This window comes from Aminobacter sp. HY435, assembly GCF_027568395.1.
Taxonomy (GTDB): Bacteria; Pseudomonadota; Alphaproteobacteria; order Rhizobiales; family Rhizobiaceae; genus Aminobacter.
Window position 1 is genome coordinate 72582 of sequence record NZ_JANKZL010000008.1, and the last position, 24601, is coordinate 97182.

At 64.6% G+C, this 24601-nt stretch carries 26 protein-coding genes; 10 read left to right on the forward strand and 16 right to left on the reverse strand.

Going from position 1 to position 24601, the window contains the following annotated elements:
* Window positions 1-9: 9 nt before the first annotated feature.
* Window positions 10-759, reverse strand: coding sequence for an SDR family oxidoreductase (locus PCJ21_RS13070; RefSeq protein ID WP_269931850.1), 750 nt, complete (start codon window positions 757-759; stop codon window positions 10-12).
* 120 nt (window positions 760-879) lie between these two features.
* Here PCJ21_RS13070 and PCJ21_RS13075 point away from each other — a divergent pair, with 120 nt between their 5' ends.
* A complete protein-coding gene (locus tag PCJ21_RS13075) occupies window positions 880-1656 on the forward strand; it encodes an IclR family transcriptional regulator (protein ID WP_269931851.1) in 777 nt (258 codons plus the stop codon).
* Window positions 1657-1883: 227 nt separating this feature from the next.
* Here the strand turns inward: PCJ21_RS13075 and PCJ21_RS13080 are convergent, their stop codons facing one another.
* The 7 genes from PCJ21_RS13080 to PCJ21_RS13110 all read right to left on the reverse strand — a co-directional run bounded on the left by PCJ21_RS13080 (window position 1884) and on the right by PCJ21_RS13110 (window position 8794).
* Window positions 1884-2324 (reverse strand): RbsD/FucU family protein, encoded by a 441-nt coding sequence (locus PCJ21_RS13080; protein WP_269931852.1) that lies wholly within the window; start codon window positions 2322-2324, stop codon window positions 1884-1886.
* A 68-nt stretch (window positions 2325-2392) separates the two neighbouring features.
* On the reverse strand, window positions 2393-3142 hold the full coding sequence (locus PCJ21_RS13085) for an ABC transporter ATP-binding protein (RefSeq protein WP_269931853.1): 750 nt from the start codon (window positions 3140-3142) through the stop codon (window positions 2393-2395).
* A complete protein-coding gene (locus tag PCJ21_RS13090; RefSeq protein WP_269931854.1) occupies window positions 3139-3972 on the reverse strand; it encodes an ABC transporter ATP-binding protein in 834 nt (277 codons plus the stop codon). Before PCJ21_RS13090 ends, PCJ21_RS13085 begins: the two co-directional genes overlap by 4 nt.
* A complete protein-coding gene (gene nikC / locus PCJ21_RS13095) occupies window positions 3969-4886 on the reverse strand; it encodes a nickel transporter permease (protein WP_269931855.1) in 918 nt (305 codons plus the stop codon). The genes PCJ21_RS13090 and nikC overlap by 4 nt, the downstream gene beginning before the upstream one ends.
* Window positions 4883-5929, reverse strand: a complete 1047-nt coding sequence (locus tag PCJ21_RS13100; RefSeq protein WP_442866015.1) for an ABC transporter permease — start codon at window positions 5927-5929, stop codon at window positions 4883-4885. Before PCJ21_RS13100 ends, nikC begins: the two co-directional genes overlap by 4 nt.
* 131 nt (window positions 5930-6060) lie before the next feature.
* Window positions 6061-7701, reverse strand: a complete 1641-nt coding sequence (locus PCJ21_RS13105) for an ABC transporter substrate-binding protein (protein WP_269931856.1) — start codon at window positions 7699-7701, stop codon at window positions 6061-6063.
* Window positions 7702-7735: 34 nt separating this feature from the next.
* Entirely contained in the window at window positions 7736-8794 is a 1059-nt protein-coding gene (locus PCJ21_RS13110; protein WP_269931857.1) for a dipeptidase, read from the reverse strand.
* A 350-nt stretch (window positions 8795-9144) separates the two neighbouring features.
* Between PCJ21_RS13110 and PCJ21_RS13115 the strand changes: the two genes are divergently transcribed.
* Window positions 9145-10410, forward strand: coding sequence for a Glu/Leu/Phe/Val family dehydrogenase (locus PCJ21_RS13115; protein WP_269931858.1), 1266 nt, complete (start codon window positions 9145-9147; stop codon window positions 10408-10410).
* Between the two features lie 149 nt (window positions 10411-10559).
* Window positions 10560-11201: a LysE family translocator gene (locus tag PCJ21_RS13120; protein ID WP_269931859.1), complete on the forward strand. Its 642-nt coding sequence runs from the start codon at window positions 10560-10562 to the stop codon at window positions 11199-11201.
* Here the strand turns inward: PCJ21_RS13120 and PCJ21_RS13125 are convergent.
* Window positions 11182-11643, reverse strand: a complete 462-nt coding sequence (locus tag PCJ21_RS13125; protein WP_269931860.1) for a hypothetical protein — start codon at window positions 11641-11643, stop codon at window positions 11182-11184. The genes PCJ21_RS13120 and PCJ21_RS13125 overlap by 20 nt on opposite strands.
* The gene (gene rlmN / locus PCJ21_RS13130; protein ID WP_269931861.1) at window positions 11640-12875 is read right to left on the reverse strand and encodes a 23S rRNA (adenine(2503)-C(2))-methyltransferase RlmN; all 1236 of its coding nucleotides are present in this window, start codon (window positions 12873-12875) and stop codon (window positions 11640-11642) included. The genes PCJ21_RS13125 and rlmN overlap by 4 nt, the downstream gene beginning before the upstream one ends.
* A 161-nt stretch (window positions 12876-13036) precedes the next feature.
* Here rlmN and PCJ21_RS13135 point away from each other — a divergent pair, with 161 nt between their 5' ends.
* On the forward strand, window positions 13037-13369 hold the full coding sequence (locus PCJ21_RS13135; protein ID WP_269931862.1) for a DUF1294 domain-containing protein: 333 nt from the start codon (window positions 13037-13039) through the stop codon (window positions 13367-13369).
* An 80-nt stretch (window positions 13370-13449) separates the two neighbouring features.
* On the opposite strand, the gene PCJ21_RS13140 is transcribed toward PCJ21_RS13135, so the two are convergent.
* The 3 genes from PCJ21_RS13140 to PCJ21_RS13150 all read right to left on the reverse strand — a co-directional run bounded on the left by PCJ21_RS13140 (window position 13450) and on the right by PCJ21_RS13150 (window position 14919).
* Window positions 13450-13953, reverse strand: coding sequence for an invasion associated locus B family protein (locus tag PCJ21_RS13140; protein ID WP_269931863.1), 504 nt, complete (start codon window positions 13951-13953; stop codon window positions 13450-13452).
* A 242-nt stretch (window positions 13954-14195) separates the two neighbouring features.
* Window positions 14196-14561, reverse strand: a complete 366-nt coding sequence (locus PCJ21_RS13145; RefSeq protein ID WP_269931864.1) for a YkvA family protein — start codon at window positions 14559-14561, stop codon at window positions 14196-14198.
* A 61-nt stretch (window positions 14562-14622) separates the two neighbouring features.
* Window positions 14623-14919: a 4a-hydroxytetrahydrobiopterin dehydratase gene (locus tag PCJ21_RS13150; RefSeq protein ID WP_269931865.1), complete on the reverse strand. Its 297-nt coding sequence runs from the start codon at window positions 14917-14919 to the stop codon at window positions 14623-14625.
* A 52-nt stretch (window positions 14920-14971) separates the two neighbouring features.
* On the opposite strand from PCJ21_RS13150, the gene PCJ21_RS13155 reads away from it, so the two are divergent.
* Window positions 14972-15490 (forward strand): low molecular weight protein-tyrosine-phosphatase, encoded by a 519-nt coding sequence (locus tag PCJ21_RS13155; protein WP_269931866.1) that lies wholly within the window; start codon window positions 14972-14974, stop codon window positions 15488-15490.
* Here PCJ21_RS13155 and thpR read toward each other — a convergent pair.
* Together thpR and PCJ21_RS13165 are read right to left on the reverse strand one after the other, a co-directional pair.
* Window positions 15394-15990, reverse strand: coding sequence for an RNA 2',3'-cyclic phosphodiesterase (gene thpR / locus PCJ21_RS13160; RefSeq protein ID WP_269931867.1), 597 nt, complete (start codon window positions 15988-15990; stop codon window positions 15394-15396). The genes PCJ21_RS13155 and thpR overlap by 97 nt on opposite strands.
* Before the next feature lie 140 nt (window positions 15991-16130).
* Window positions 16131-16763, reverse strand: a complete 633-nt coding sequence (locus PCJ21_RS13165) for an arylesterase (RefSeq protein WP_269931868.1) — start codon at window positions 16761-16763, stop codon at window positions 16131-16133.
* Window positions 16764-16828: 65 nt separating this feature from the next.
* Here PCJ21_RS13165 and PCJ21_RS13170 point away from each other — a divergent pair, with 65 nt between their 5' ends.
* The 4 genes from PCJ21_RS13170 (at window position 16829) to PCJ21_RS13185 (ending at window position 21739) form a co-directional block, all read left to right on the forward strand.
* Entirely contained in the window at window positions 16829-17536 is a 708-nt protein-coding gene (locus tag PCJ21_RS13170; RefSeq protein WP_269931869.1) for an ABC transporter ATP-binding protein, read from the forward strand.
* Window positions 17537-17546: 10 nt separating this feature from the next.
* Window positions 17547-20090 carry an ABC transporter permease gene (locus tag PCJ21_RS13175; protein ID WP_269931870.1) on the forward strand — a complete coding sequence of 848 codons (2544 nt, stop codon included), beginning with the start codon at window positions 17547-17549 and terminating at the stop codon, window positions 20088-20090.
* 194 nt (window positions 20091-20284) lie between these two features.
* Entirely contained in the window at window positions 20285-21064 is a 780-nt protein-coding gene (locus tag PCJ21_RS13180; protein WP_269931871.1) for a Bax inhibitor-1/YccA family protein, read from the forward strand.
* 102 nt (window positions 21065-21166) lie between these two features.
* Window positions 21167-21739, forward strand: coding sequence for a GNAT family N-acetyltransferase (locus PCJ21_RS13185; protein ID WP_442866008.1), 573 nt, complete (start codon window positions 21167-21169; stop codon window positions 21737-21739).
* A gap of 102 nt (window positions 21740-21841) precedes the next feature.
* On the opposite strand, the gene PCJ21_RS13190 is transcribed toward PCJ21_RS13185, so the two are convergent.
* Window positions 21842-22480, reverse strand: a complete 639-nt coding sequence (locus PCJ21_RS13190; protein ID WP_269931872.1) for a protein-L-isoaspartate(D-aspartate) O-methyltransferase — start codon at window positions 22478-22480, stop codon at window positions 21842-21844.
* A gap of 570 nt (window positions 22481-23050) precedes the next feature.
* Between PCJ21_RS13190 and amaB the strand changes: the two genes are divergently transcribed.
* A complete protein-coding gene (gene amaB, locus PCJ21_RS13195) occupies window positions 23051-24565 on the forward strand; it encodes an L-piperidine-6-carboxylate dehydrogenase (RefSeq protein ID WP_269931873.1) in 1515 nt (504 codons plus the stop codon).
* Window positions 24566-24601: the final 36 nt, after the last annotated feature.

A 24601-nucleotide genomic window follows, 5' to 3' on the forward strand; every position in this document is an offset into this window, starting at 1 on the left:
CCGCTCCGCCTAGATGGTAACGCCGCCGTCGACCAGGACAGCCTGGCCGGTGACGAAGCGCGATTCATCCGACAGCAGGTAGACCACCAGCGGGGCGATGTCGTCGACGGTCGCGAGGCGGCCGATCGGTTGGCGGGCGATGAAGTCCTTTTCGGCCTGCACCGGATCGGCGGCAGCGGCAATGCGGCCACGCAGCGAGGGCGTGTCGACCGTGCCGGGGCACAAAGCGTTGCAACGGATGCCGCGTCGGACGTAATCGGCGGCCATGCCCTTGGTGAAGCCGATGACCGCCGCCTTGGTGGCGCCATAGAGCAGCCGGTTGGGGAAGCCTTTGATCGACGAGGCCATCGACGCCATGTTGAGGATCGACACGCCACCGGTCTTTTCCGCCTGCTCCAGCATGCCGGGCAGGAAGGCCCGGGTGGTGCGGTACATGCTTTTGACGTTGAGGTCGAAGCTGAAGTCCCAGTCGTCGTCGTTGCAGTCCAGGATCGTGCCGTTGTGAACGAAACCGGCGCAGTTGAAGAGGCCGTCGAGCGGCGCCTGACCGGCGGCGAAAGCGGCGACGGCCTTGCTGTCGCGGACATCGAGGCGATGGGTCTCGATGCTGCTGCTTTCCTCCGCCAGCGCCGCGAGCGCCTCCGCGTTGATGTCCGTCGCGATGACGTGGGCGCCTTCCTTGGCGCAGGCAAGTGCGCTGGCGCGGCCGATGCCTTGCGCCGCGGCGGAAATGAAAATGCGTTTCCCGCTCAATCGCATGACCGTTGCCTCCTCCCAGCAAACTGCTTGCGTCTGTCTATATACGAACATACTATTCATAAATGAACCGGCCTTGCAATGGGGTAATGCGAGGATGGTGACGAGGGAGGATTTCGAGCGATGCCAAAACGGCCGATTAACGCCGCCAATGACAAGGACGAGCGCTATCGCGCCCCGGCGCTGGACAAGGGGCTCGACATCCTGGAGTTGCTGTCGGAGCAGCCGGGCGGGCTGACGCGCGCCGAAATCGTCAAGGCGATGGGGCGCGGGCCGAGCGAGGTCTACCGCATGCTCGAGCGGCTGGTGGCGCGCGACTATGTCAGCCGCTCACCGGAAGGCGACCGCTACGCGCTGACCATGAAGCTGTTCATCCTCGCCCACCGCCACCCACCGGTGCGCCGCCTTGTGGCGCGCGCCTTGCCGCTGATGGACGCTTTCGCCAGCGAGGCCGGGCAGTCCTGCCATCTCGTCGTTCCCGAAGGCGGCGCGGCGCTCGTCGTCGCGCATGCCAGTTGCCCCGGCAACTGGGAGTTCGGCATCCGCATCGGCGCCCATATCGAGCTTTTGACCACCAGTTCCGGCCACATCCTGCTCGCCTTCCTGGATGAGCAGGCGCAGTCGGAGCTGGCGATGCGCTGGGAAGGCACTGCGATGGCCGAGGCGCGGGAAAAACTGGAGCCGGTTCTGAAAGCCTATCGTCAGGCCGGCCACCGTGTCGGGCCGAGCCAGCAGATGCGCGCCATCGACGACATCTCGGTGCCGATCCTGTCGCCGGACGGCTATGCGATCGCCGTGCTGACCTGCCCCTATATCCAGCGCATCGACGACAAACAGGCCGACATCGACCAGACGCTGGCACTGCTGAAGGACGTCGCGGCGAAGCTGTCGCTGTCATAGAGGGCGCCGGCAGGTCGGGGAGCTCGGCGCTGCCCCTCACCCTTACCCTCTCCCCGTAAGGACGGGGAGAGGGGGCGTCGGCGTATCCGCTTGTCCCTTCTCCCCGTCATTACGGGGAGAAGGTCCGGCAGGGGATGAGGGGCGGCTGGGCCCTGTCAGGACAAGGCCGCAGACGACGTTGCGCCATCAGGTCTGGATGGGTGGTGGCTCCATATTGGAGCCGAACCTCAAGCCTCCGGCGGGATGACGCCCTTGCGCACGGCGAAGTCGGCGTAGAAGCGGCGTTCCTGCGTCTGGATGACCGCATATGCCTTCTTGGCGCGGTCGTAGAAGGCGAAGCGTTCGATGCCGACCATCCTCGTGCCGGTCCCCTCGATCAGCCTGCCGACCTGACGCTGCACCTCGGGAATCTCGTCGGGCTTGCCCACCACCTCCATGCGGCCGAAGGCGTCGTCGACGAAGGTGTCGACGGGCATCACCGACAGCACCGCCTGCATCACCCTGACAATGTCGGCGTCGATGCGCAGCGGGCGGCCATGGACGGTCTGGCGCGAGATCGCCTCGGCCGGAAAGTTGGCGTCGGCGACGATCAGGTCGTCGCCGTGGCCCATCGAGCGCAGCACGTGGAGGACGTCGGCGTTGAGCAGAGGATCGATACCCAGAAGCATGGTCGGACACCTGTCGGTAAGCGTTGCAAGTTCAGTGTGCAGGCGCGTATGAAAACAGGCAAGCGAGCTCAAGGCTCGCGGACGAAGCCTTCGCTGGCGACCAGAAGATTGCGCGTGTAATCCTTGGTGACGTCGCGGCTGGCGAGCGCCTCGGCTTCGAGCCGCTCGACCTCCTGGCCGTTCTGCATGACCATCAGGCGCTCGCACATGTGGGTGATAACGCCGAGATCGTGGCTGACCATGACGAAGGTCAGCTTGCGGTCGCGGCGGATCTGTTCGAGCAGGTTGAGCACCTCGGCCTGCACCGAGGCGTCGAGCGCCGATGTTGGCTCGTCGAGCAGAAGCACCGACGGCTCGAGAATCAGCGCACGCGCGATGGCGACGCGCTGGCGCTGGCCGCCGGAGAGCTGGTGCGAATAGCGGAAGCGGAAGCTTGAGCCGAGGCCGACCTCGTCGAGCGCCCTGAGGATACGCTTTTCGGTGTCGGCGAAACCATGGATGTCGAGCGGCTCGAGCAGCAGCCGGTCGACCGTCTGGCGCGGATGCAGAGAACCGTAGGGATCCTGGAAGACCATCTGGACCTGGCGGTAGAAGGCCTTGTCCCTGAACTTGCCGAGGCGCTTGCCATCGACGTCGATGGTGCCAGAGGCGACAGGCGCAAGACCGGCGACGGCGCGCAGCAGCGTCGACTTGCCGGAGCCGGATTCGCCGACGAGACCGAAGGATTCGCCCCTGGCGACGGTCAGCGATACGTCCTTGAGAGCCACGAATTCGTCGTAGACGACGCGCAGCTTGTCCAGTGAAAGGGCAGGGGTCACAGCAGCCACTCCGGCTGGCGGTCGAGCACCGGCAGAGGATGCCGGTCGGCGCCGATCTTGGGCATGCAGTTCAGCAGGCCTTGCGTGTAGGGATGTTTGGCTTGCGACAGCTCGGAGGCCTTGAGTTCCTCGACCACCTTGCCGGCATACATGACGATGACCCGGTCGCAGAAGGTCGAGACCAGGCGCAGGTCGTGCGAAATGAAGATCAGGCCCATGCCGCGATCGATCACCAGCCGGTCGAGGATGCGCAGGATGTCGAGCTGAACGGTGACGTCGAGCGCCGAGGTCGGCTCGTCGGCGATCAGCAGTTCCGGCCCGGCGATCAGCATCATGGCGATCATGGCGCGCTGGCCCATGCCGCCCGAGACCTCGTGCGGGTAAAGATCGAAGACGCGCTTGGGGTCGCGGATCTGCACTGCAGCCAGCATGTCGAGCGCGCGTTCGCGCGCCTCGGAGCGGCCGATGCTTTCATGGGTGCGCAGTGTCTCGACAATCTGTCGACCGATGGTCATGACCGGGTCGAGCGAATATTTCGGGTCCTGCAGAATCATCGCGACGCGGTTGCCGCGCAGCGAGCGGCGGGTCGCGGGCGTGGCCTTCAGCAGGTCGATGCCGGAGAACTCGAGCCTGTTGGCTGCGACCTTGGCGTGCTGCGGTGTCAGGCCCATGATGGCGCGGCCGGTCTGCGACTTGCCGGAGCCGGATTCGCCGACGATGCCGAGGCGTTCCTGGCCGAGCGTGAAGGATACGCCGCGCACGGCCTCCACCACCCCGGTGCGTGTGGGGAAGGAAACACGCAGGTCTTCGACGTGAAGCATCGTGCTCATTGGCCACCGCCACGGGTGTCGAGCGCGTCGCGCAGGCCGTCGCCGAGCAAATTGAAGCCGAGGCTGACGATCAGGATCGCCGCGCCCGGTGCTGCGGCGACCCACCACTGGTCGAGGATGAAGCGGCGGCCCGAGGCGATCATCGCGCCCCATTCGGGCAGCGGCGGCTGGGCGCCGAGACCAAGGAAGCCGAGGCCGGCGGCGGTCAGGATGATGCCGGCCATGTCCAGGGTGACGCGGACGATCAGCGAGGAAATGCACAAAGGCATGATGTGGCGCAGGACGATGCGCAACGGCGACGCGCCCATCAGCTTGACCGCGGCGATATAGTCCGAATTGCGCACGGTCAGGGTTTCGGCGCGGGCGATGCGGGCATAGGGCGGCCACGAGGTCAGCGCGATGGCGATGATGGCGTTTTCAATGCCGGGTCCAAGTGCTGCGACAAAGGCCAGAGCCAGCACCAGCTTCGGGAACGCCAGGAAGATGTCGGTGATGCGCATCAGTACGGCATCGAGCCAGCCGCCGGCATAACCGGCGACGGTGCCGACGAGCAGCCCGATCGGCGCGGCGATGATCGCCACCAGCACGATGACCTGCAGGGTCAGGCGCGAGCCGTAGATCAGGCGCGAGAGGATGTCGCGCCCCTGGTCGTCGGTGCCGAGCCAGTAGGTCGAGCTTGGCGGCAGCAGGCGGGCGTTCTTGAGGTCGCCGAGATAGGGCGAGTAGGGCGCCAGAAGCGGCGCGAAAGCGGCGACGAACAGCAGCGCCAGGATGATGGCGAGGCCGATCACCGCGAGCTTGTTCGCGGCGAAGCGGCTCCACGTCAGGTAGGCGCGGCCGAGCCGCGCCTGAAGGCGCGACTGGGGACGGTCGGTGAGCAGCCACTCGCGGCGGGTCATTGTTGCTTGGCTCATCTGATCCGCGTCCTTGGGTCGAGCAGGCGATAGAGCAGATCCGACAAAAGGTTGATGGCGATGAACACCGAACCGATGATGATCGTGCCGCCGAGCACGGCGTTCATGTCGGCGTTCTGCAGCGAATTGGTGATGTAGAGGCCGAGACCGGGCCAGGCGAAGACCGTTTCGGTCAGCACCGAGCCTTCGAGCAGGCCGGCGTAGGACAGCGCGATCACCGTCACCAGCGGCACGGCGGCGTTGCGCAGCGCGTGGCCCCAGATGATGCGGGTTTCCGACAGGCCCTTGGCGCGGGCGGCGACGATGTATTCCTGGCTCAGTTCGTTGAGCATGAACGAGCGCGTCATGCGGCTGATATAGGCGAGCGAGAAATATCCAAGCAGCGAGGCCGGCAGGATGATGTGGGCGAAGATGTCCTTGAACGCCGCCCAGTCGCGGTTGAGCACCGCGTCGAGCAGGTAGAAACCGGTGATCGGCGTGAACGTATATTCGAACACCACATCGATGCGGCCGGGGCCGGCGGTCCAGCCGAGACGGGCGTAAAACACCAGAAGCGCCAGCAGGCCGAGCCAGAAAATGGGCACCGAATAGCCGACGAGGCCGACGATGCGCACGATCTGGTCGGCGAGGCTGCCGCGCTTGACGGCGGCGAGCACGCCGAGCGGGATGCCAAGGGCTGCGCCGATGATGGTGCCGACGGTGGCCAGTTCCATGGTTGCCGGGAAGACGCGGCGGATGTCGGCCATGACCGGATTGGTGGTCAGCACCGATGTGCCGAAATCGCCCTGCAGCACGCCTTTCACATAGAGAAAGAACTGCTGGTAATAGGGCAGGTTGAAGCCCATTTCCTCGCGGGTGCGCTCGACGACGTGGGCCGGCGCCCGGTCGCCGACGATGGCGAGCACCGGATCGATCGGCACGACGCGGCCGATGAAGAAGGTGACGGCCAACAGGCCGAGATAGGTCGTTGCCACGATCACCGCGAAACTGGCGACCGCCTTGAGAATGGCGGAGGCGCGCTTGTTGGCGCGCCTCGCCGGCATCTGGGTTTCCATGCTGCTCAATGGACCGATCCTTTGGTGCATGACCCCGATTTCGGGCAGGGATCATGCACGGACTCAAATTGTCACAGCGCCCGTTGCGCGCCCAATTGGACGCGCGGCGCTGTCATGGATCAGTCCTTCGTCACGGGAGCGACGAAGTTCGAGTCGAAGTTCGGCCCGAGCTTGTAGTTCTTGACGTTGCCGCGCAGGCCGGCGACCTCGGTCTGCTGGAACACGAGGACGAACGGGCTGGTGTCGAGGGCTGCCTGCTGCAGTTCCTTGTACATGGCGGCGCGCTTGTCGTTGTCACGCTCCAGAAGAGCTGCCTTGGTCTTTTCGGTCAGTTCCGGCACGTCCCAGGCGTTGCGCCAGGCCAGTGTCTTCACCGTGCCATCGTCGGCATTGTTGGGGTTGGAGGTGAAGGTCTCGGCGTTGGAGTTCGGATCCCAGTAGTCCATGCCCCACTGGCCGATATACATGTCGTGGTTGCGGGCGCGGTACTTGGTCAGCGTCTGCTTGCCGTCGCCGGGGATGATCTCGACCTTGACGCCGGCCTGGCCAGCGGTCTGCTGGAAGGCTTCGGCGATGCCGGTCACCGGCTGGGTGTTGCGGACATCCATGGTGATCGAGAAGCCGTCCTTGAGGCCGGCCTTTTCGAGCAGTTCCTTGGCCTTGGCGACGTCGAACTTGAACGGATCGGAATCGAGCGCGCCGAGAACGCCCTTGGGCTGGTAGGTCTGGCGGATCTCGCCGATGCCCTTGATCAGGGTCGAGCCGATGGCGTCGTAGTCGACGAGATACTTCAGCGCCTGGCGAACTTCCGGCTTGGCCAGGTTCTCGTTCTTCTGGTTAAGGCTGATGTAGTACATCGTGCCCTTGGGCGCGCTGGTCGTGGCCAGGTCGGCATTCTTGGAAATGGCTTCCAGATCGCCCGGCTCGAGGTTGCGGGCGACGTCGACATCACCGCTTTCCAGCATCAGGCGCTGGGTCGCGCTTTCCTTGACGTGGCGATAGATGACGCGGGCGAGTGCTGCCTTTTCGCCATAGTAGTTGTCGTTGCGCTCGAGCACGAGGATTTCGTTGGCGCGCCAGTCGCGGATCTTGAACGGACCCGAGCCGGCATAGCCGGTCTTCAGCCAGCCATTGCCGAAGTCGTTGTCGAACTTGTAGTCGTCGGTCGGCGTGACCGGCGCGACGTGCTCGAGCACCAGTTTCTTGTCCATGACGGCGCCGACGGTGGCGGTCAGGCAGTTGAGCACGAAGGACGGCGCATAGGACTTGTCGACGGTGAAGACGAAGGTGCTTGCGTCGACGGCCTTGGCCTTCTCGGTGACGTTGTCCTTGGTCAGGCCGAACTGGGTGACGATGAAGGCCGGGCTCTTGTCGAGCTTGACGACGCGCTCGAACGACCAGGCGACGTCCTCGGCGGTGATCGGGTTGCCGGAGGCGAACTTCAGGCCCGGCTTGAGCTTGAAGGTGTAGGTCAGGCCGTCATCCGACACGGTCCAGCTTTCGGCGACGCCGGGGCGCACCTTGGTGGTGTCGTTGATGTCGAGGCGCACCAGCATGTCGTAGGCGTTGCCGAGGAATTCGGCCGGGCTCAGCTCGAACGACTCTGCCGGGTCAAGCGTGATGGTGTCGTCGATGGCCCAGGCCTGGACCAGCGTGTCGGCCGGCGTCACGGCCAGCGCGGGCGCCGAAAGCGCCATGACCGACAGCGCGGCGCCGGTGAGCATCAGGCGGAAATGTCCGTTGAGTTTTCCGATAAACATGTCTTTCAGTTCCCCAAGTTGACGAAAATTATTGTTAAACGGCTGCTTCGTGCCAAGCAGAGCGCAATACTCTCAGCCAGTTGTCGCGGCAGATTTTCTTCACGTCATCGGCACCATATCCAGCCTCCCGCAGGGCGGCAACGAGCTTCTGCAGGCCGGCAGCGTCGCTGATCTCGGCCGGAATGGTGGCGCCGTCGAAATCCGACCCCAATGCCACGCCGTCGATGCCGACATGCCCGACGAGATAGTCGATGTGGCGGATCATGTCCGACATCGGTGTGTCGGCGCGCTTGGCGCCGTCCGCGCGCAGCATGGTGACGGCGAAGTTCAGCCCGACCAGGCCGTTGCTCTCGCGCACGGCGGCGAGCTGCTTGTCGGTCAGGTTGCGGCTGATCGGGGTCAGCACGTGCGCGTTCGAGTGGCTGACGATCAGCGGCTGGTCGGACAGCTTGGCGACATCCCAGAAACCCTTCTCGGTGATGTGGGCGAGGTCGATGGCAATGCCGATGCGGTTGCATTCCCTGACCAGCCTATTGCCGGCGTCGGTCAGGCCGGGACCGGTGTCGGGGCTCGAGGGGAAGGCAAACGGCACGCCATGTCCGAAAATGGTGTTGCGGCTCCACACCGGACCAAGCGAGCGCAGGCCGGCGGCATAGAACATCTCAAGCGCGGCGAGATCGGCATCGATGGGCTCGCAGCCTTCCATGTGCAGCACTGCGGCAAACTTGCCTTCGGCTTCCGCGGCCTCGATCTCGGCTCCCGTGCGGCAGATTTTCCAGCCGCCGGCGCGATCCAGCCTGAAGGCGATCGCCGCCATCTCCAGGGCGATGTCGAGCGACGGCGCGCGTTCGAGCGGCTCCGACAGCGGGATGGCGTAGTGGCCGTTGGCGTCGCGCGTCTCGTCGGGCAGGTCGCCCGAGGTGATGTAGATGGCACAAAGACCGCCGGTCAGGCCGCCCTTCCTGGCGCGCGGCATGTCGATATGACCCTGGTGGGTGCCTTCCATGAACTCGGCAACCGGATCCGCACCCTTCGCGGCGTTCTGCCACAAACGGAAAAGCACATCGTTGTGGCCGTCGAATACTGGCTGCATTGCCCACTCCTCAAAGCGAGGCGAGTTGAAGGATGTGTCGTTGCAGAGTCAATCGGCCTGGGACGCGCATTTGCGTCGCAATGCCGTAGTTCCGCTTGGTAACGCAGTGCCAGGACCAACAGTAATCCGTGCTTGGACCAGCGCCGGCGCCGAATTGCCGGTTGCGCCCAAAAACGAAACGATTCGGGCCGGTTGAACAACGGCGTGCGCCGGCCGCTGTTGACCTGACGTCAGGGTGCGACTTTGTTCGTTATTGAGTTCTGCCGCAAATTTGTGCAGTCGAACTGCGGGCGGCTGCACAGCTGCTCTCCACATTGCAAAACCATTCATCACGACGGGAAATTTTGATAATGTCAGAAGGCAGTCTTCTTGATCATGCACTCGTGCGCCTCGATGAGGCAGCAAAACATCTGAGCGTCGACGCCGACGTGATCGAGAAACTGAAATTCGCCCGAGAAACGACCAAAGCCCGCCTGATGATCCGCATGGACGACGGCTCGCGAAAATCGTTCCTGTCGTGGCGCTGCCGCTATGACGACACGCGCGGACCGACCAAGGGCGGCATCCGCTTCCATCCGGAATCGACGGCCGACGAGGTCGAGATGCTGGCGTTCTGGATGACCTTCAAGTGCGCTGTCATGAACCTGCCCTATGGCGGCGGCAAGGGCGCCGTCCAGGTCGACCCGCGCAAGCTGTCGAAGGCCGAGCTGGAACGTCTTTCTCGCGCCTACATCCAGGCCTTCGCCCGCATCATCGGCCCGGACCGCGATATCCCTGCGCCCGACGTCTACACCAATTCGATGATCATGGGCTGGATGGCCGACGAGTACGGCCAGATCGTTGGCCAGGCTTCGCCCGCCGTCATTACCGGCAAGCCGCTGGCGCTCGGCGGTTCGCTTGGCCGCGGTGACGCGACTGCCCGCGGCGGCTTCTACCTGGTCCGCCATCTCGCCGACGAGCTTGGCCTCAAGGGCAGCCTGCGCATCGCCGTGCAGGGCTTCGGCAATGCCGGCCAGCATATCGCCCGCCTGCTCGCCTCGGACGGCCACAAGATCGTCGCGGTGTCGGATTCCGAAGGCGCGGTGCGCGCGGCCGACGGCCTCGACCTCGACCGGCTGTTCGCGGCCAAGGACAGCGGCCGCTCGGTGACTTCGACCGCAGGCCAAGGCGGCCATGAACTGCTCGCCGGCGATGCGCTCGTCGGCGTCGAATGCGACATCCTGGTTCCGTCGGCGCTTGAGAACATGATCCGCATCGACAACGCCGAGATGGTCAAGGCGCGTATCGTGCTCGAACTGGCAAACGGCCCGGTGACTTCGGAAGCCGACGCCATCCTGGAAAAGAAGGGCATCGTCGTCCTGCCTGACATTCTGGCCAACGCCGGCGGCGTGACTGTGTCCTATTTCGAGTGGGTCCAGAACCGCCAGGGCTTTTATTGGCAGATCGAGGAAATCCATGACCGGTTGCGCGCCATCATGGAGCGTGAAGGCCGCGCCATCTGGGACGTCGCCAAGGCGAAGAATGTCTCGGTGCGCACCGCAGCCTATGTGCACGCGCTCGGCCGCCTCGCCGAAGCCATCGAGGCGCACGGCACGCAGAACTACTTCGCGAGCTAACCGATTGAGCCACGCCGCCGGATCGAATTGGTCCGGCGGCGCGGATTCCAACTTTCCAGTTGAAGCGCCAATTGGGCGGGCGTAGGTCTCTATCCCCCGACAGTTCCCCCTCCAAACCTTGCCTTCACGGCAGAACCGGCGAAACGACAATGTCCTTCATTCCAGACTGGTCGACCATCCTTCAGTTTGCGGTCGCCACCTTCATCATCGCCATCACGCCCGGCCCGGACATGACCCTGTTTGTCGGGCGTGCGCTGTCGGAAGGCCGCAAGGCGGGTTTTGCCTGCATGGCGGGTGCGATGACCGGCATCGTCATCCACACATCGCTGGTTGCGCTGGGCCTCTCGGCGCTGATCGTGGCCTCGCCGCAGGCCTTCATGGCGCTCAAGATCGTCGGCGCCGGCTATCTCGTCTGGCTCGCCTTCCAGGCGATATCAAAGGGCTCGGCGTTTTCGCCCGACACCACCAAGCGTGCGTCGCGCTCGTTCTTCCAGAACTGGGCGACCGGGCTCGGCATCAACCTGCTCAACCCGAAGATCATCCTGTTCTTCATGACTTTCCTGCCGCAGTTCGTGTCTGTCCACGACACCAACGCGCCGGGCAAGCTGTTCTTCCTGGGAGCAATGTTCATCGTGCTGTCGCTGCCGGTGACCGCACCGATGGTCATCGCGGCCGACAAGTTCGCAGGTTTGCTGAAGAAGAGCCCGCGCGTGACGCGCATCGTCGACTATCTGTTCGCCGGCGTGTTCTCCGCCTTCGCGCTGAAGATCCTCACGGCGCAGGCGAAGTAGGGCGCAATGTCCCGGCGAACCGGCCGGTGACGAACCAGTAGGCGATGCCGCCGATCAGGCCGCTGCCGATGATCGAGACCGGCAGCAGCGGATCGCGATAGGCAAAACCCTGGTCGCCGCCCTGGTAGGCGAAGCCGATGAACACCAGCGCCACGAAGCCGCCGGCCAGCGCGTAGAAGAGCCAGTCGCGCTTGCCGAGCAGTTCGGCGAGCAGCATGACGATCACTGCCGGCACGAAGGCAAAATAGGCGACAAAGAGGGCGGTGAAGGGGATGGTGAAGACCATCGATCCGGTCGCCACTTCCGGCGGGATATCGGCGGCCATCAGGCCGGCCGCGCCAAGGAAGATCACGTTGAGGAATGCGGAGGCGGCAAGCGACGCCGCCAGATAGCCCAGAACCATGTGGGCGAATTTGCCGAGATAGAGCAGGAAGCGGCTCACGCCTCGCCGTGTCCTGATATCATCATCGCCTCGAGCGCCAGGCGCTCGCTTTTCTTCATCCGCTCGGATTCCGACTTGAGCTGGCCGCAGGCGGCCAGGATATCGCGGCCGCGCGGGGTGCGGATCGGCGAGGCGTAGCCGGCATTGTTGATGTAGTCGGCGAACTTCTCGATCGTCTCCCAGTCAGAGCACTGATAGTTGGTGCCGGGCCACGGGTTGAACGGGATCAGGTTGATCTTGGCCGGCACGCCCCTGAGCAGCTTGACCAGCGCCTTGGCGTCCTCGAGGCTGTCGTTGACGTCCTTGAGCATGACATACTCGAAGGTGATGCGGCGGGCGTTGGACAGGCCGGGATAGGCGCGGCAGGCGTCGATCAGGTCTTTCAGCGGATACTTCTTGTTGATCGGCACCAGAAGGTCGCGCAGGTCGTCGTTGGTGGCATGCAGAGAGATCGCCAGCATGACGCCGATCTCCTCGCCGGTGCGGAAGATTTCCGGCACGACACCAGAGGTCGACAGCGTGATGCGTCGCTTGGACAGCGCCAGGCCGTCGCCGTCAGAGGCGATCAGCAGCGCCTTCTTCACCGCCTCGAAATTGTAGAGCGGCTCGCCCATGCCCATCATCACGATGTTGGAGATTTTCCGCCCCTCGGCCGGCACGATGGCGCCGGCAGGCGTGTTGCGGTCGGGGAAATCGCCGAGCCGGTCGCGCGCCGTCATCAGCTGGGTGAGGATTTCCTCTGATGTCAGGTTGCGCACCAGCTTTTGCGTGCCGGTGTGGCAGAACGAGCAGGTCAGCGTGCAGCCGACCTGGGACGAGATGCAGAGCGTGCCGCGGCCTTCCTCGGGGATGTAGACGGTCTCGATCTCGACCGGGCGGCCAGCACCACGCGGCGGAAAGCGGAACAGCCACTTGCGCGTGCCGTCGGACGAGATCTGCTCCTCGACGATCTCGGGCCGCGCGATGGTGAAATGCTTGGCCAGTTCGGCGCGCAGGTCCTTGGAGATGTTGAACATGTCGGCGAAGTCGGAGACGCCGCGGACATAGAGCCAGTGCCAGAGCTGCTGGACGCGCATCTTGGCCTGGCGCTCGGGGACGACGCCCGAGCTGACGAGCGCTTCGGCAAGCTCGTCGCGGGTGAGGCCGATCAGCTCGCCCTTGGCGGGGTAGGCCGCACGGGCGCGCAAGGCGTCGCGCGTGGCATCGGTGGTGAGGTCGAGCGAAAGGGTCATCAGGGCTCAGCTAGGTTCATATCGCGGCAAATGTTGGGTCCGCGTCAAATGTAGGATTTTGCGCGACATATCACAGGTCTGTCGCCACGTCACGTTTGGGCGGCCATGCATTTGTGCCGCAGCTTCGCAAACTGTTAGGCAATGGTTGCGATGCTTGGCCCATGAGCAACATCCTTCAAATCGTCCTGGTGGTGCTCGCCGTCAACGGCACGGCGTTCCTCGCCTTCTGGCGCGACAAGCGCCTGGCTCGCACTGGCGCGCGGCGCATCCCGGAAAAGACCCTGCTCTGGCTGGCGCTTGTCGGTGGTAGCGTCGGCGCTGTCATCGCCCAGCAGATGTTCCGGCACAAGACGCGCAAGGAGCCGTTCCGCAGCAGGCTTTATGCCATCGTGGCGCTGCATGCGGTCGCCGTCGCCATGCTGGCGATCTGGCTGATCGCCCCGCACTGGGCGTCGGGGCTGCTTCACGTGGTACGCGGACCGGCGGTTTCGTAAGGGCCGGCCGCGCCGCGGTTCCGGATACGAAAAGGCCGGACGACAGGCGCCCGGCCTTTTCCATCAATTTCGCAAGCTGGCTACTTGCAGTTGGTGATCGACGTCAGTGCCGCCGAGATGCCCTTCAGCGAGAAGACGTAGCTGGTCGGGTTGCCGCGGCCGGACTTGGCGGAGACCTTCATGTCCGAGCCGCCCTTCATGGCGGCGATCAGCGCGGGCTCCTCGGCAGCGTTTTCGACCCAGGCCGACTTGCCCTTGGTGAACATCGAAAACGTCTTGTCGCCGATGGTGACCGCGACCTTGGAATTGTCCTGGAAGTTGTAGCCGGCGATGAACTGCGGCTCGAAGGATACCTTCTGGCCGGGGCGCTGGCTGACGAAGAAGAACATGTCGCCGTGATCGAGCGTCGGCGGCTGCTTGTCCGTGGGCACCGTCAGCACGTAGCAGACCTTGCCGTTCTGGGTCTGGTAGCTGTAGGTGCCCCAGGAGTTGTGCTGGCCGATCTTGGTTGCCGACTGGGCGAGTGCGGGCATCGCCGACACTGCAAGCACCAGACCTGAAAGAGTAGCTATCAATCCGCGCATCGCTTTTCCTGTACTTCAAATGGAGCGGGGCGGGCCGGCCAGCGGTCGCCCGTTCGCTTCATTTTGATTTAATCTGGGTTACCAAAAGGTGAATCGCCTCGCAGAAAGGACGCTCGCCGCATGGAACCCCGCCAAACCGCCCGTTGTGAGCGGGCCACTTGTCCCTGTCGCGGTTGAAAACCACGAAAGCGGCAAGAGTTTGACTTTTGATTTCAGTCTGAAACAGGAGCGCGCGGCCGCCCTTACCAATCGCGCAGGCTTTCCTTCGCGGCAAGCCGGTGCGCCGGGGTCATATGGGCGCGCACGGCGGCCAACGCGGCGGTCAGCACCGCTACGTCGTCGGTGAAGCCGAGCCCCAGGACGATGTCGGGAATGGTGTCGACCGGCAGGATGAAATAGGCCAGCGCCGCCATAAGGATGCCCTTGGCGCGCAGCGGCGTGTTCTTGTCCATGGCGCAATAGTAGCCGGCCACCACCTCTTCCATGAACGGAACGTGGCGGGCCGTTGCCCTGGCCTTGCGCCAGAACTTCTCACGCACCTCGCCTTCGTCGGCGGAGGCTTCGCCCGCGCCGCTGCGGAAATGGTCAAAACCTGGAATTTTCACCATCTGGACACTCTCCTTCGCGCAATGATGTGGGAAGGTTCTGCCCCCTCTGCAAGGTGGATTTTCAAGAACCGAAATAGGCGTTCATGCGCTTGGCCAGCTTCATGTCGAGTTCGGTCAGGCCGCCGGCGTCGTGCGTGTTCAGCTTGACGTCGACGGTCTTGTAGACGTTCGACCAGTCGGGGTGGTGGTCGAGCTTTTCCGCCGCCATCGCAACCCTGGTCATGAAGGCGAAGGCCTCGCTGAAATTCCTGAAGACGAAGCTGCGCGCAATCGACAGCCCGTCCGATGCCAGCGCCCAGCCCTCGAGCGAGGCCAGCGCCTCCTTCACTTCAGCCGCGCCAAGTTTCTCTCTGGCCATTTCGCACTCCCGTGGTAATCGAGGATCGTCCCATCAGCATAGCGCGGGTCCGATGAACGAGAAGCCGGTAAAATCGATCCTGTTCGTTTGCCTGGGCAACATCTGCCGTTCGCCGCTGGCCGAAGGGGTGTTTCGCGCGGTCCTGGCCGAGCGTGGCGTCGAGGCCGAATTCGTCGTCGATTCGGCCGGCACCGGCGGCTGGCATGCCGGCTCGGCGCCCGATCCGCGCTCGATCGCGATTGCCGCGCAATATGGCGTCGACATAACCGCGCAGCAGGCCCGCAAGGTGGTTCCCGCCGATTTCGAGCGGTTCGACCTGATCCTCGGCATGGATCGCTCAAACGTCGACGATCTCAAGGCCAGCGCGCCGGCCAAGGCCGCCGGACGCGTCGAACTTTTCCTCGGCCACGCCACGGGACGGACCAGGGATGTTCCCGATCCCTACTATGGCGGGGACGATGGTTTCGCGGCTGTCTACCGCATGATCCGCGAAGCTTCGGAAGCGCTCGCCGACCGGCTCGCCAGCCGCGAATCCGCGCTGCGCAGCGGCCAGGCTTCCTCGACGACATAGGGGCCGCCGCCGACCGAGTCGCGTGACGACATCAGCACGAAGCGGCCGACCTTGAAGGGCAGTGCCGCGAAATTGCCGCGCGCCGAAAGGTAATGCGCGACATCGAGCGGGCTGGTGTTGCGCAGCCGCGCCAATGTGACGTGCGGGGTGAACTTGCGCGGATCCTTGGGGACGCCGAGACGCTGGCAGATGCGCTCGATCTCGGCCTGCAGGGTGTTGAGTTCGGGCGAGGGGATCATCCCGGCCCACACCGAATGCGGCTTCTTCTGGCCAAAGGCGCCGACGCCCGACAACTCCAGCTGGAAACCGGGCCTGTCGACACGGTCGAGGGCTTCGACGATCTCGTCGGCGAGATGGCCTTCGACATCCCCGATGAAGCGCAAGGTGAGGTGATAGTTCTCGACGTCTATCCAGCGCGCCCCGGGCAGGCCTCCCCGCAACAGGGACAGGGAAAGTGCCGCATCGCGCGGGATTTCGAGGGCGGTGAAAAGTCGCGGCATGGCCAGGCTCCCTTCTCCTCGAATCGAAATTCGCAAGCTCAGCGAATCATCGTTCGCAACAACGGGCAAGCTGTTTGTTCAGCGCTTGCTGTTGATGCAACGATTACGCAAGGGAAGTGTTGCAACCCGGCATGGATGCATCACTTGCCGGCAATGGCCTTTTCGACCGTCGGCAAAGCACGTTCCACCATGCGCTCGATGCCTGCTGCGTTGGGGTGCATGCCATCCTCGAGCAGCAGTCTGGGATCGCCGGCGACGCCGTCGAGGAAGAAGGGATAGAGGGCCGTGCCGTATTTTTCGGCCAGCTTCGGATAGATGGTGCCGAACTGTTCGCCATAGGCGTGGCCGAGATTGGGCGCGGCGACCATGCCCGCCAGCAGCACCGGAATGTTGCGCTGCTTGAGCCGGGCCAGCATCTTGTCGAGGTTCTGCTCGACGAGGGCCGGATCGATGCCGCGCAGCATGTCGTTGGCGCCGAGCTCGAGGATAACCAGCTGCGTGCCATCGGGGATCGACCAGTCGAGACGGGACAACCCGCCACTCGTCGTATCGCCTGAAACGCCGGCATTGGCGATCACCACATCGTGACCGCGGGCGCGTAGCGCGGCCTGCAATTTTTCGGGAAAACCCTCGCCGGGGCCAAGGCCATAGCCGGCCATCAGGCTGTCGCCGAAACCGACGATGCGGAACGGTTCGGCGTTCGCCGTCAGCGGCGCTGCGGCGTTCGCTGCGAAGATGAACAGAGCGGCGGCAAGAAGTTGTTTGAAAGCCATAAAGTCGGACCCGATATGACGAAGACAGTCCCCGCCCTGACGTTTCCATATAGGATAGATTTGCCGTGACAGAAGCCGTCATTGAACTGCGGGATGTATCGCTGACATTGGGCCAGGGGGCGTCGTCCGTCCATGTTCTGAAGGGTGTCAGTCTCGATGTGGCTGCGGGCGAGGCCGCGGGGATCGTCGGTCCGTCCGGTTCAGGCAAGTCGACGCTGCTTATGGTGCTGGCCGGGCTCGAGCGTGTCGATTCCGGCACCGTCAAGATTGCCGGCGAGCTGATGAACGGTCGCAGCGAGGACCAGATCGCGGCCTTCCGCGGCCGCAACATCGGCATCGTGTTCCAGTCGTTCCATCTCATTCCCAACATGACCGCGCTGGAAAATGTCGCCGTGCCGCTGGAACTTGCGGGCAAGCGCGATGCATTCGCCATTGCCGAGCGCGAACTCGCCGCCGTCGGGCTGGCCGACCGCGTCACGCATTATCCGGGCGAGCTTTCGGGCGGCGAGCAGCAGCGTGTTGCGATCGCGCGTGCGCTGGCGCCGGAGCCGCGCATTCTCATCGCCGACGAGCCGACCGGCAATCTCGACCAGGCCACCGGCCGTCAGATCGCCGACCTGTTGTTCGCCAAGGCGGCTGAGCGCCAAATGACGCTGGTGCTGGTGACGCACGATCCGGCGCTTGCCGCGCGCTGCGATCGCCAGGTGGCGATGCGCTCGGGACGGATCGAGACGGCGACGCTTGCGCCGCTGGCCGAAAAGGTCAGGGCGTGAGGGCGCCCGCATGCTGAAGGACCTGCCTCTCGCCTTCCGCTTCGCCTCGCGAGAAATGCGTGGCGGCCTGCGCGGCTTCATGATCTTCCTGACCTGCATCGCGCTCGGAGTGGCGGCGATCGGCGGCGTCAACTCGGTCGCCCGGGCGATTACCGCCGGAGTCGCCGGCGAAGGCCAGGCGCTGCTGGGCGGCGACATACGCTTCCAGTTGATCCAGCGCGAGGCGACCGGCAAGGAGCGCGCCTTCCTCGAAACGCTTGGCACTGTATCGCACAATGCCGGCATGCGCTCGATGGCGCGGCTGGAAGACGGTTCCGACCAGTCGCTGGTCGAAGCCAAGGCGGTCGACGATGCCTATCCGCTGTACGGCCAACTGGTGACCGAGCCGGCACTGCCGCGCACCGAATTGTTTGCCGAAAAGGCTGGCGCCTTTGGCGCAGCTGCCCCCGATCTTCTGTTCGAGCGCCTGAAGCTCCAGCTCGGCGACCGCATCAAGCTGGGCGGGACGACCTTCGAACTGCGCGCCAGGCTCGTCACCGAGCCGGACGCCGTCTCCGACGGCTTCGGCTTTGCGCCACGGCTTCTGGTGTCGATGGAGGGCCTCACGGCATCCGGGTTGATCCAGCCGGGCAGTCTGGTCGAGCACGCCTACAAGGTTCGCTTGCCGGTCGGGACCAGCGAGGCCCAAATCACCGCGGTGCGCGAGCGGACCAATGCCGCGTTTCCCGAAGCCGGCTGGAGCGTGCGCACGCGCACCAACGCAGCGCCTGCCCTGTCGGCCAACATCGAGCGCTTCTCGCAGTTCCTGACGCTGGTCGGGTTGACTTCGCTGGTGGTCGGCGGCGTCGGCGTGGCGAATGCCGTGCGCGCCTATCTCGACGGCAAGCGCGGTGTCATTGCCACCTTCAAGAGCCTTGGCGCGTCGGGCGGCTTCGTTCTGTCGGTCTACCTGATCCAGATATTGCTGATCGCCGGCATCGGCATCGCCATCGGTCTCGTGCTCGGAGCGCTGATGCCGTTCGCGGCAAGTGCCGCACTGCAATCGGTCATTCCGGTGCCGGCGGAAGCGGGGATCTATCCCGCCGCGCTGGCGATGGCTGCTCTGTTCGGCGTTCTGGTGACGCTGGCTTTCGCCATCCTGCCGCTGGGCCGCGCCCGCGACGTGCCGGCGACGGCGCTGTTTCGCGAGATGGGCTTCGAGGGCCGTGGCCTGCCGCGTCTCGTCTACATCGCAACGGCGCTCGGCATCGCCGCAGCGCTTGCGCTTCTCTCCATCTGGTTCGCCGGCGACCGGCGCATTGCCACGACCTTCGTCGGTGCGACGATCTTTGCTTTCCTGGTGCTGCGCGCCGTTGCGGTCGGCGTGCAGTGGCTGGCACGCAAGAGCCCACGCGTGCGTTCGACCGCACTTCGCCTCGCCATCGGCAACATCCATCGGCCCGGCGCGCTGACGCCGTCGGTAGTGCTGTCGCTGGGGCTGGGACTGACGCTGCTGGTGACGCTGGCGCTGATCGACGGCAATCTGCGCCGCCAGATATCAGGCAGCCTGCCGGAACGCGCGCCGAACTTCTTCTTCGTCGACATCCAGCCGGGCGAGGTCGACTACTTCGCCAGGCTGGTCGAGGCCGAGGCGCCCGGCGGCAAGCTGGTGCGCGTGCCGATGCTGCGCGGGCGGGTGATGGCGCTCAACGGCATCGAGGTGCAGAAACTCAACGTGCCTCCTGAGGGCGCATGGGTGCTGCGCGGCGACCGTGGCTTGACCTACGCAAGGAATATTCCCGAGAATTCGACCCTGTCGCAGGGTGCGTGGTGGCCGGCCGACTATTCCGGCGAGCCTTTGGTGTCGTTTTCGGCGCAGGAGGCGCGCGAGCTCGGCCTCAAGCTCGGCGATACGGTGACGGTCAACGTGCTTGGCCGCAACGTGACGGCCAAGATCGCCAGCTTCCGCGAAGTGCAGTGGGAATCGATGGGCATCAACTTCGTCATGGTGTTCTCGCCCAATACCTTTGCCGGTGCGCCGCACAGCTGGCTGGCGACGTTGACGGAGGAGAAGGCGAACCCGGCCGACGAATCCAAGATCCTCAACGCTGTGACGCGCAGCTATCCGGCGATCACCACCGTTCGGGTCAAGGACGCGCTCGACGTGGTCAACCGGCTCGTCGCCCAGCTCGGCACGGCGATCCGCGCGGCGGCAGGCGTGGCGCTGATCGCCTCGGTGCTGGTGCTGGCCGGGGCGCTCGCCGCCGGCAACCGTGCCCGTATCCACGATGCGGTGATCCTGAAAACGCTAGGGGCGACACGCAGGACGCTGATCGCGGCCTTCTCGCTCGAATACATGCTGATCGGGCTTGCTACGGCGGTGTTTGCGCTCGCCGCAGGTGGCCTGGCCGCGTGGTTCGTGGTGGCCAGGATCATGTCGCTGCCATCGAGCTTCCTGCCCGAGGTGGCGGTGGCGACGATCGTCGCGGCACTGGTGCTGACCGTCGGATTCGGCCTCATCGGCACGTGGCGCGTGCTGGGTCACAAGGCGGCGCCGGTGCTGCGAACGGAATAGCCAGGCCGGCAACGCCGGGTGATCTCAAATACATTTGTATGAGAAATGTTGCCTCACGGCGGGTTTCAAAGCGTTACGGGCCTTGTTCTGGCCCGAAAGAAGCATCATATTTCGCCGCAGGCATGCTGGAGTCCCGCCAGCGGAGCCTGGGTCTCGACCCGACACCCGACGGGGCAGAAGCAACAGAGGAAACCATGTCTGACTTCAGAAATTACCAGACGCGCATGGCGACCGCCGGTGCCCGTGCCGACGCGTCGATCGACGAAGGCCTGCGCGCCTACATGCTCAAGGTCTACAACCTTATGGCGCTTGGCCTGGTCATCACCGGTCTCGCCGCGTTCGGTACCATGATGCTGGCGACCACCAATGATCCGGCAACCGCTGTCGCCACGATGGGCAACGGCAAGATGCTGACCAGCCTGGGCGTCGCGCTCTATGGCTCGCCGCTGAAGTGGGTCGTCATGCTGGCGCCGCTCGGAATGGTGTTCTTCCTGAGCGCCCGCATCCAGTCGATGAGCACTTCCGGCGCGCAGACCGCGTTCTGGGTCTTCGCCGGCCTGATGGGCCTGTCGCTGTCGTCGATCTTCCTGGTCTATACCAGCGCAAGCATCGTGCAGACCTTCTTCATCACCGCCACCGCCTTTGGCGGACTGTCGCTGTTCGGCTACACGACCAAGCGCGACCTGACGGCCATGGGCACGTTCTTCGCCATGGGCGTGATCGGTCTGCTGATCGCCATGGTGGTCAACATCTTCCTGCAGTCGTCGGCCCTGCAGTTCGCCATTTCGGCGATCGGCGTGCTGGTGTTTGCGGGCCTGACCGCCTACGACACGCAGAAGATCAAGGAGATGTATTTCGAGGGCGACGACGTGCTCGTCTCCGGCCGCAAGGCGATCATGGGCGCGCTCACGCTCTATCTCGACTTCATCAACCTGTTCTCGTTCCTGCTGTCGTTCCTGGGCAACCGCGAGTAAGCAGGTCAGAGCGAAATCATGCGAAGGGCGGCCATCGGCCGCCCTTTTCATTTGGGCAGCGCTCTGCTCTTATGGATGGCAGTAAACTGGATTGCCTAAATTATGAGCATGTCGATACGCCACGCTTTGCCCGACGACCTCGGCCGCATTACCGAAATCTATGCCGACGCGGTGCTGAACGGGACCGCCACCTACGAGTTGGACCCGCCAGACCGGTTGGAAATGGCCGCGCGGTTCGAGACGCTGATGCAGGGCGGATATCCGTATCTGGTGGCCGAGCGCGACGGCGCGATCCTTGGCTATGCCTACGCCGGACCCTTCCGGGCGCGGCCGGCCTATCGCTTCATCGTCGAGGATTCGATCTACATCGCGCCGGAGGCCAAGGGTGCGGGGCTCGGCAGGGGGCTGATGCTGGCGCTGATCGGGGAGTGCACCCGGCTCGGCTTCCGCCAGATCGTCGCCGTCATCGGCGACGGCCACGCCGACAGCGCCTCGGTCAAGCTGCATGAGCGGCTGGGCTTCCACCACACCGGCCGCATGGAAGGCTCGGGCTACAAGCATGGCCGCTGGCTCGACACGGTGTTGATGCAACTGGCGATGAATGGCGGCGCGACCACGCAGCCGGATGCCAACTCGATGCCGGAACGCAAGTTCCAGGCGACAAAAGTCGCCTGAATTTCCAGGATTTTCACCGGAAAAGTCGCGAGATTTCGGCAAAATCGAACGACTTTTGCATGGATTTGAGCGCAAAACCCACGGGTTCTTGTGCTGCTGCGATCATCCGGTGCCGCCGAGCAGGGGCACGAAGCGCACAGCCGCTAGCGATGTCTCGGCAAATTCGCTGTCGGTGACGCGCACCAGCCTGATCAGCTGCTGGTCGCCGGGCGGCCCAAGCGGCATGACCAGTCGCCCGCCGATCGCAAGCTGGTCCTTCCAGGCTTCGGGGATGGAGCGTGCGCCGGCGGCGGACAGGATGGCGTCGTAGGGCGCCTGTTCCGGATGTCCGCCGGCGCCGTCACCCGTTATTACCTCGACGTTCCGGTAGCGGAGCCGCCGCAGGCGAGCGCGGGCCTGTTCGGCGAGCTTCGCGATGCGTTCGATGGTGACCACCTTGCCGGCGATCCCGGACAACACCGCGGCGGCGTAGCCGGATCCGGCGCCGATTTCCAGGACCTTGCTGCCCGGACGAATTGCGGCCGCCGAAATCATCAGGGCGACGATATAGGGCTGGGAGATGGTTTGGCCGGCCTCGATTGGCAAAGCGGTGTCGTCATAGGCCTGCCGGCGTAGCGGCGGCGGCACGAAATCCTCGCGCGGCACGCTGCGCATTGCCTGCAGCACCGCAAGATCGACGATGCCGCGCCGGACGATCTGCTGCTCCACCATGTCAAGGCGAGCCAACTTGAAGCTGCTCATGGGCTGCCTCTTGCGTTTTGTTTTCGCCTAGCTTTCGCGTTTGCGCGCGGCGGCAGAGCCTGGCACCTGCGGCGGCCCGCCGCAGGTGCCGTAGCGTCCGTCGCGTGTTGCGGCGCGATGCGAACTTGCTGCATTGCACAAAACGCAAAGCTCCTATGCAATATCAACACTTTAAATCAGAGCGCGGCGGAGCTAAATATCACTCATCGAATTTGTCGGGCCTACCTCCTCCCAGGTTTCCGACGAATAGGTCAGCGCCTACCTCCTCCCAGACGCTGGCCACCAATACGACACCCGCCGGACCTCCTCCCCCGGCGGGTGTTGTTTTTTTAAGCTCCCCCCAGAGACACGTTCCGCCCGCGCTTTCGACGCCTGGATGGACCACAGCCGGCCAAAGCGCCGGACAGCGCCAGCACTGCAACGAGCGGTGTGGCGTTCGGGTGGCCTTACAGGCTATAGGCAGTGCCAAGCACCTTCAGGTCATGGCCGCGGAGGGACGATATGATGGCCGCCGCGGCTTGCGATCGAGCGCCGACGGCGGCTGGTGAGGAACGAGGAAAGGAATTCAGCATGAACGTGACAAGCGAAACCGCTGCCCTTCTCGAGCGGCTCGGCGTCGCCAAGGCCGATTTCACCGGCGGCGACCTGGTCGTGCGCAGCCCGGTGACCGGCGAGCAGATCGGCGCCTTGAAGTCGATTTCGCCTGCCGAAGCCGGCAAGGCCATCGAGCGTGCCGACAAGGCCTTCAGGACCTGGCGTAACGTGCCTGCACCGAAGCGCGGCGAGCTGGTGCGCCTGCTCGGAGAGGAATTGCGCGCCGCCAAGACCGATCTCGGACGTCTTGTGTCGATCGAAGTCGGCAAGATTCCGTCGGAAGGCCTGGGCGAAGTCCAGGAAATGATCGACATCTGCGACTTTGCCGTCGGCCTGTCGCGCCAGCTCTACGGCCTGACCATTGCTACCGAACGCGCCGGCCATCGCATGATGGAAACCTGGCACCCGCTCGGCGTCATTGGCGTTATCTCGGCCTTCAACTTCCCGGTCGCGGTGTGGTCGTGGAACGCAGCGCTCGCTTTTGTCTGCGGCAACTCGGTGATGTGGAAGCCGTCGGAAAAGACGCCGCTGACAGCACTTGCCTGCGACGCCATCTTCAAGCGCGCCGCCGCCCGCTTCGGCGCGGACGCTCCCGAGGGCCTGTCGCAGGTGCTGATCGGCGACCGCGCCGTCGGCGAAGTGCTGGTCGACAATCCGAAGGTGCCGCTGGTGTCGGCCACCGGCTCGACCCGCATGGGCCGCGATGTCGGTCCGCGCCTGGCCAAGCGCTTTGCCCGCGCCATCCTCGAGCTCGGCGGCAACAATGCCGGCATCGTCTGCCCGTCGGCCAATCTCGACATGGCGCTGCGCGCCATTGCCTTCGGCGCCATGGGCACCGCCGGCCAGCGCTGCACCACCATGCGCCGGCTGTTCGTTCACGACAGCGTCTACGATGCGCTCGTTCCCCGTCTCAAGAAGGCCTATGACAGCGTCTCGGTCGGAAGCCCGCTGGAAAGCGCGGCGCTGGTCGGTCCGCTGATCGACAAGGCGGCCTTCGACGGCATGCAGAAGGCGCTGACGGAAGCCGGCGAGCACGGCGGCAAGATCACCGGCGGCATTCGTGTCGACCAGGGTCATGTCGGCGCCTATTACGTCAAGCCGGCGCTCGTCGAGATGCCCGGCCAGGTTGGCCCGGTGCTTGAAGAGACCTTCGCGCCGATCCTCTATGTCATGAAGTACTCGGACTTCGACCAGGTGCTCGACCTGCACAATGCGGTCGGCGCTGGCCTGTCGTCGTCGATCTTCACGCTCGACCTGCAGGAAGCCGAGCGCTTCCTGTCGGTCGAAGGGTCGGACTGCGGCATCGCCAACGTCAATATCGGCACCTCGGGCGCCGAGATCGGCGGCGCGTTCGGCGGCGAGAAGGAAACCGGCGGCGGCCGCGAGAGCGGCTCCGATGCGTGGAAGGCCTATATGCGCCGCGCCACCAACACGGTGAACTACTCCAAGGCGCTGCCGCTGGCGCAGGGCGTGTCGTTCGACATCGACTGATCGGCTTGGCTGCTTGAAATCAGGCGCTGCCCGCGA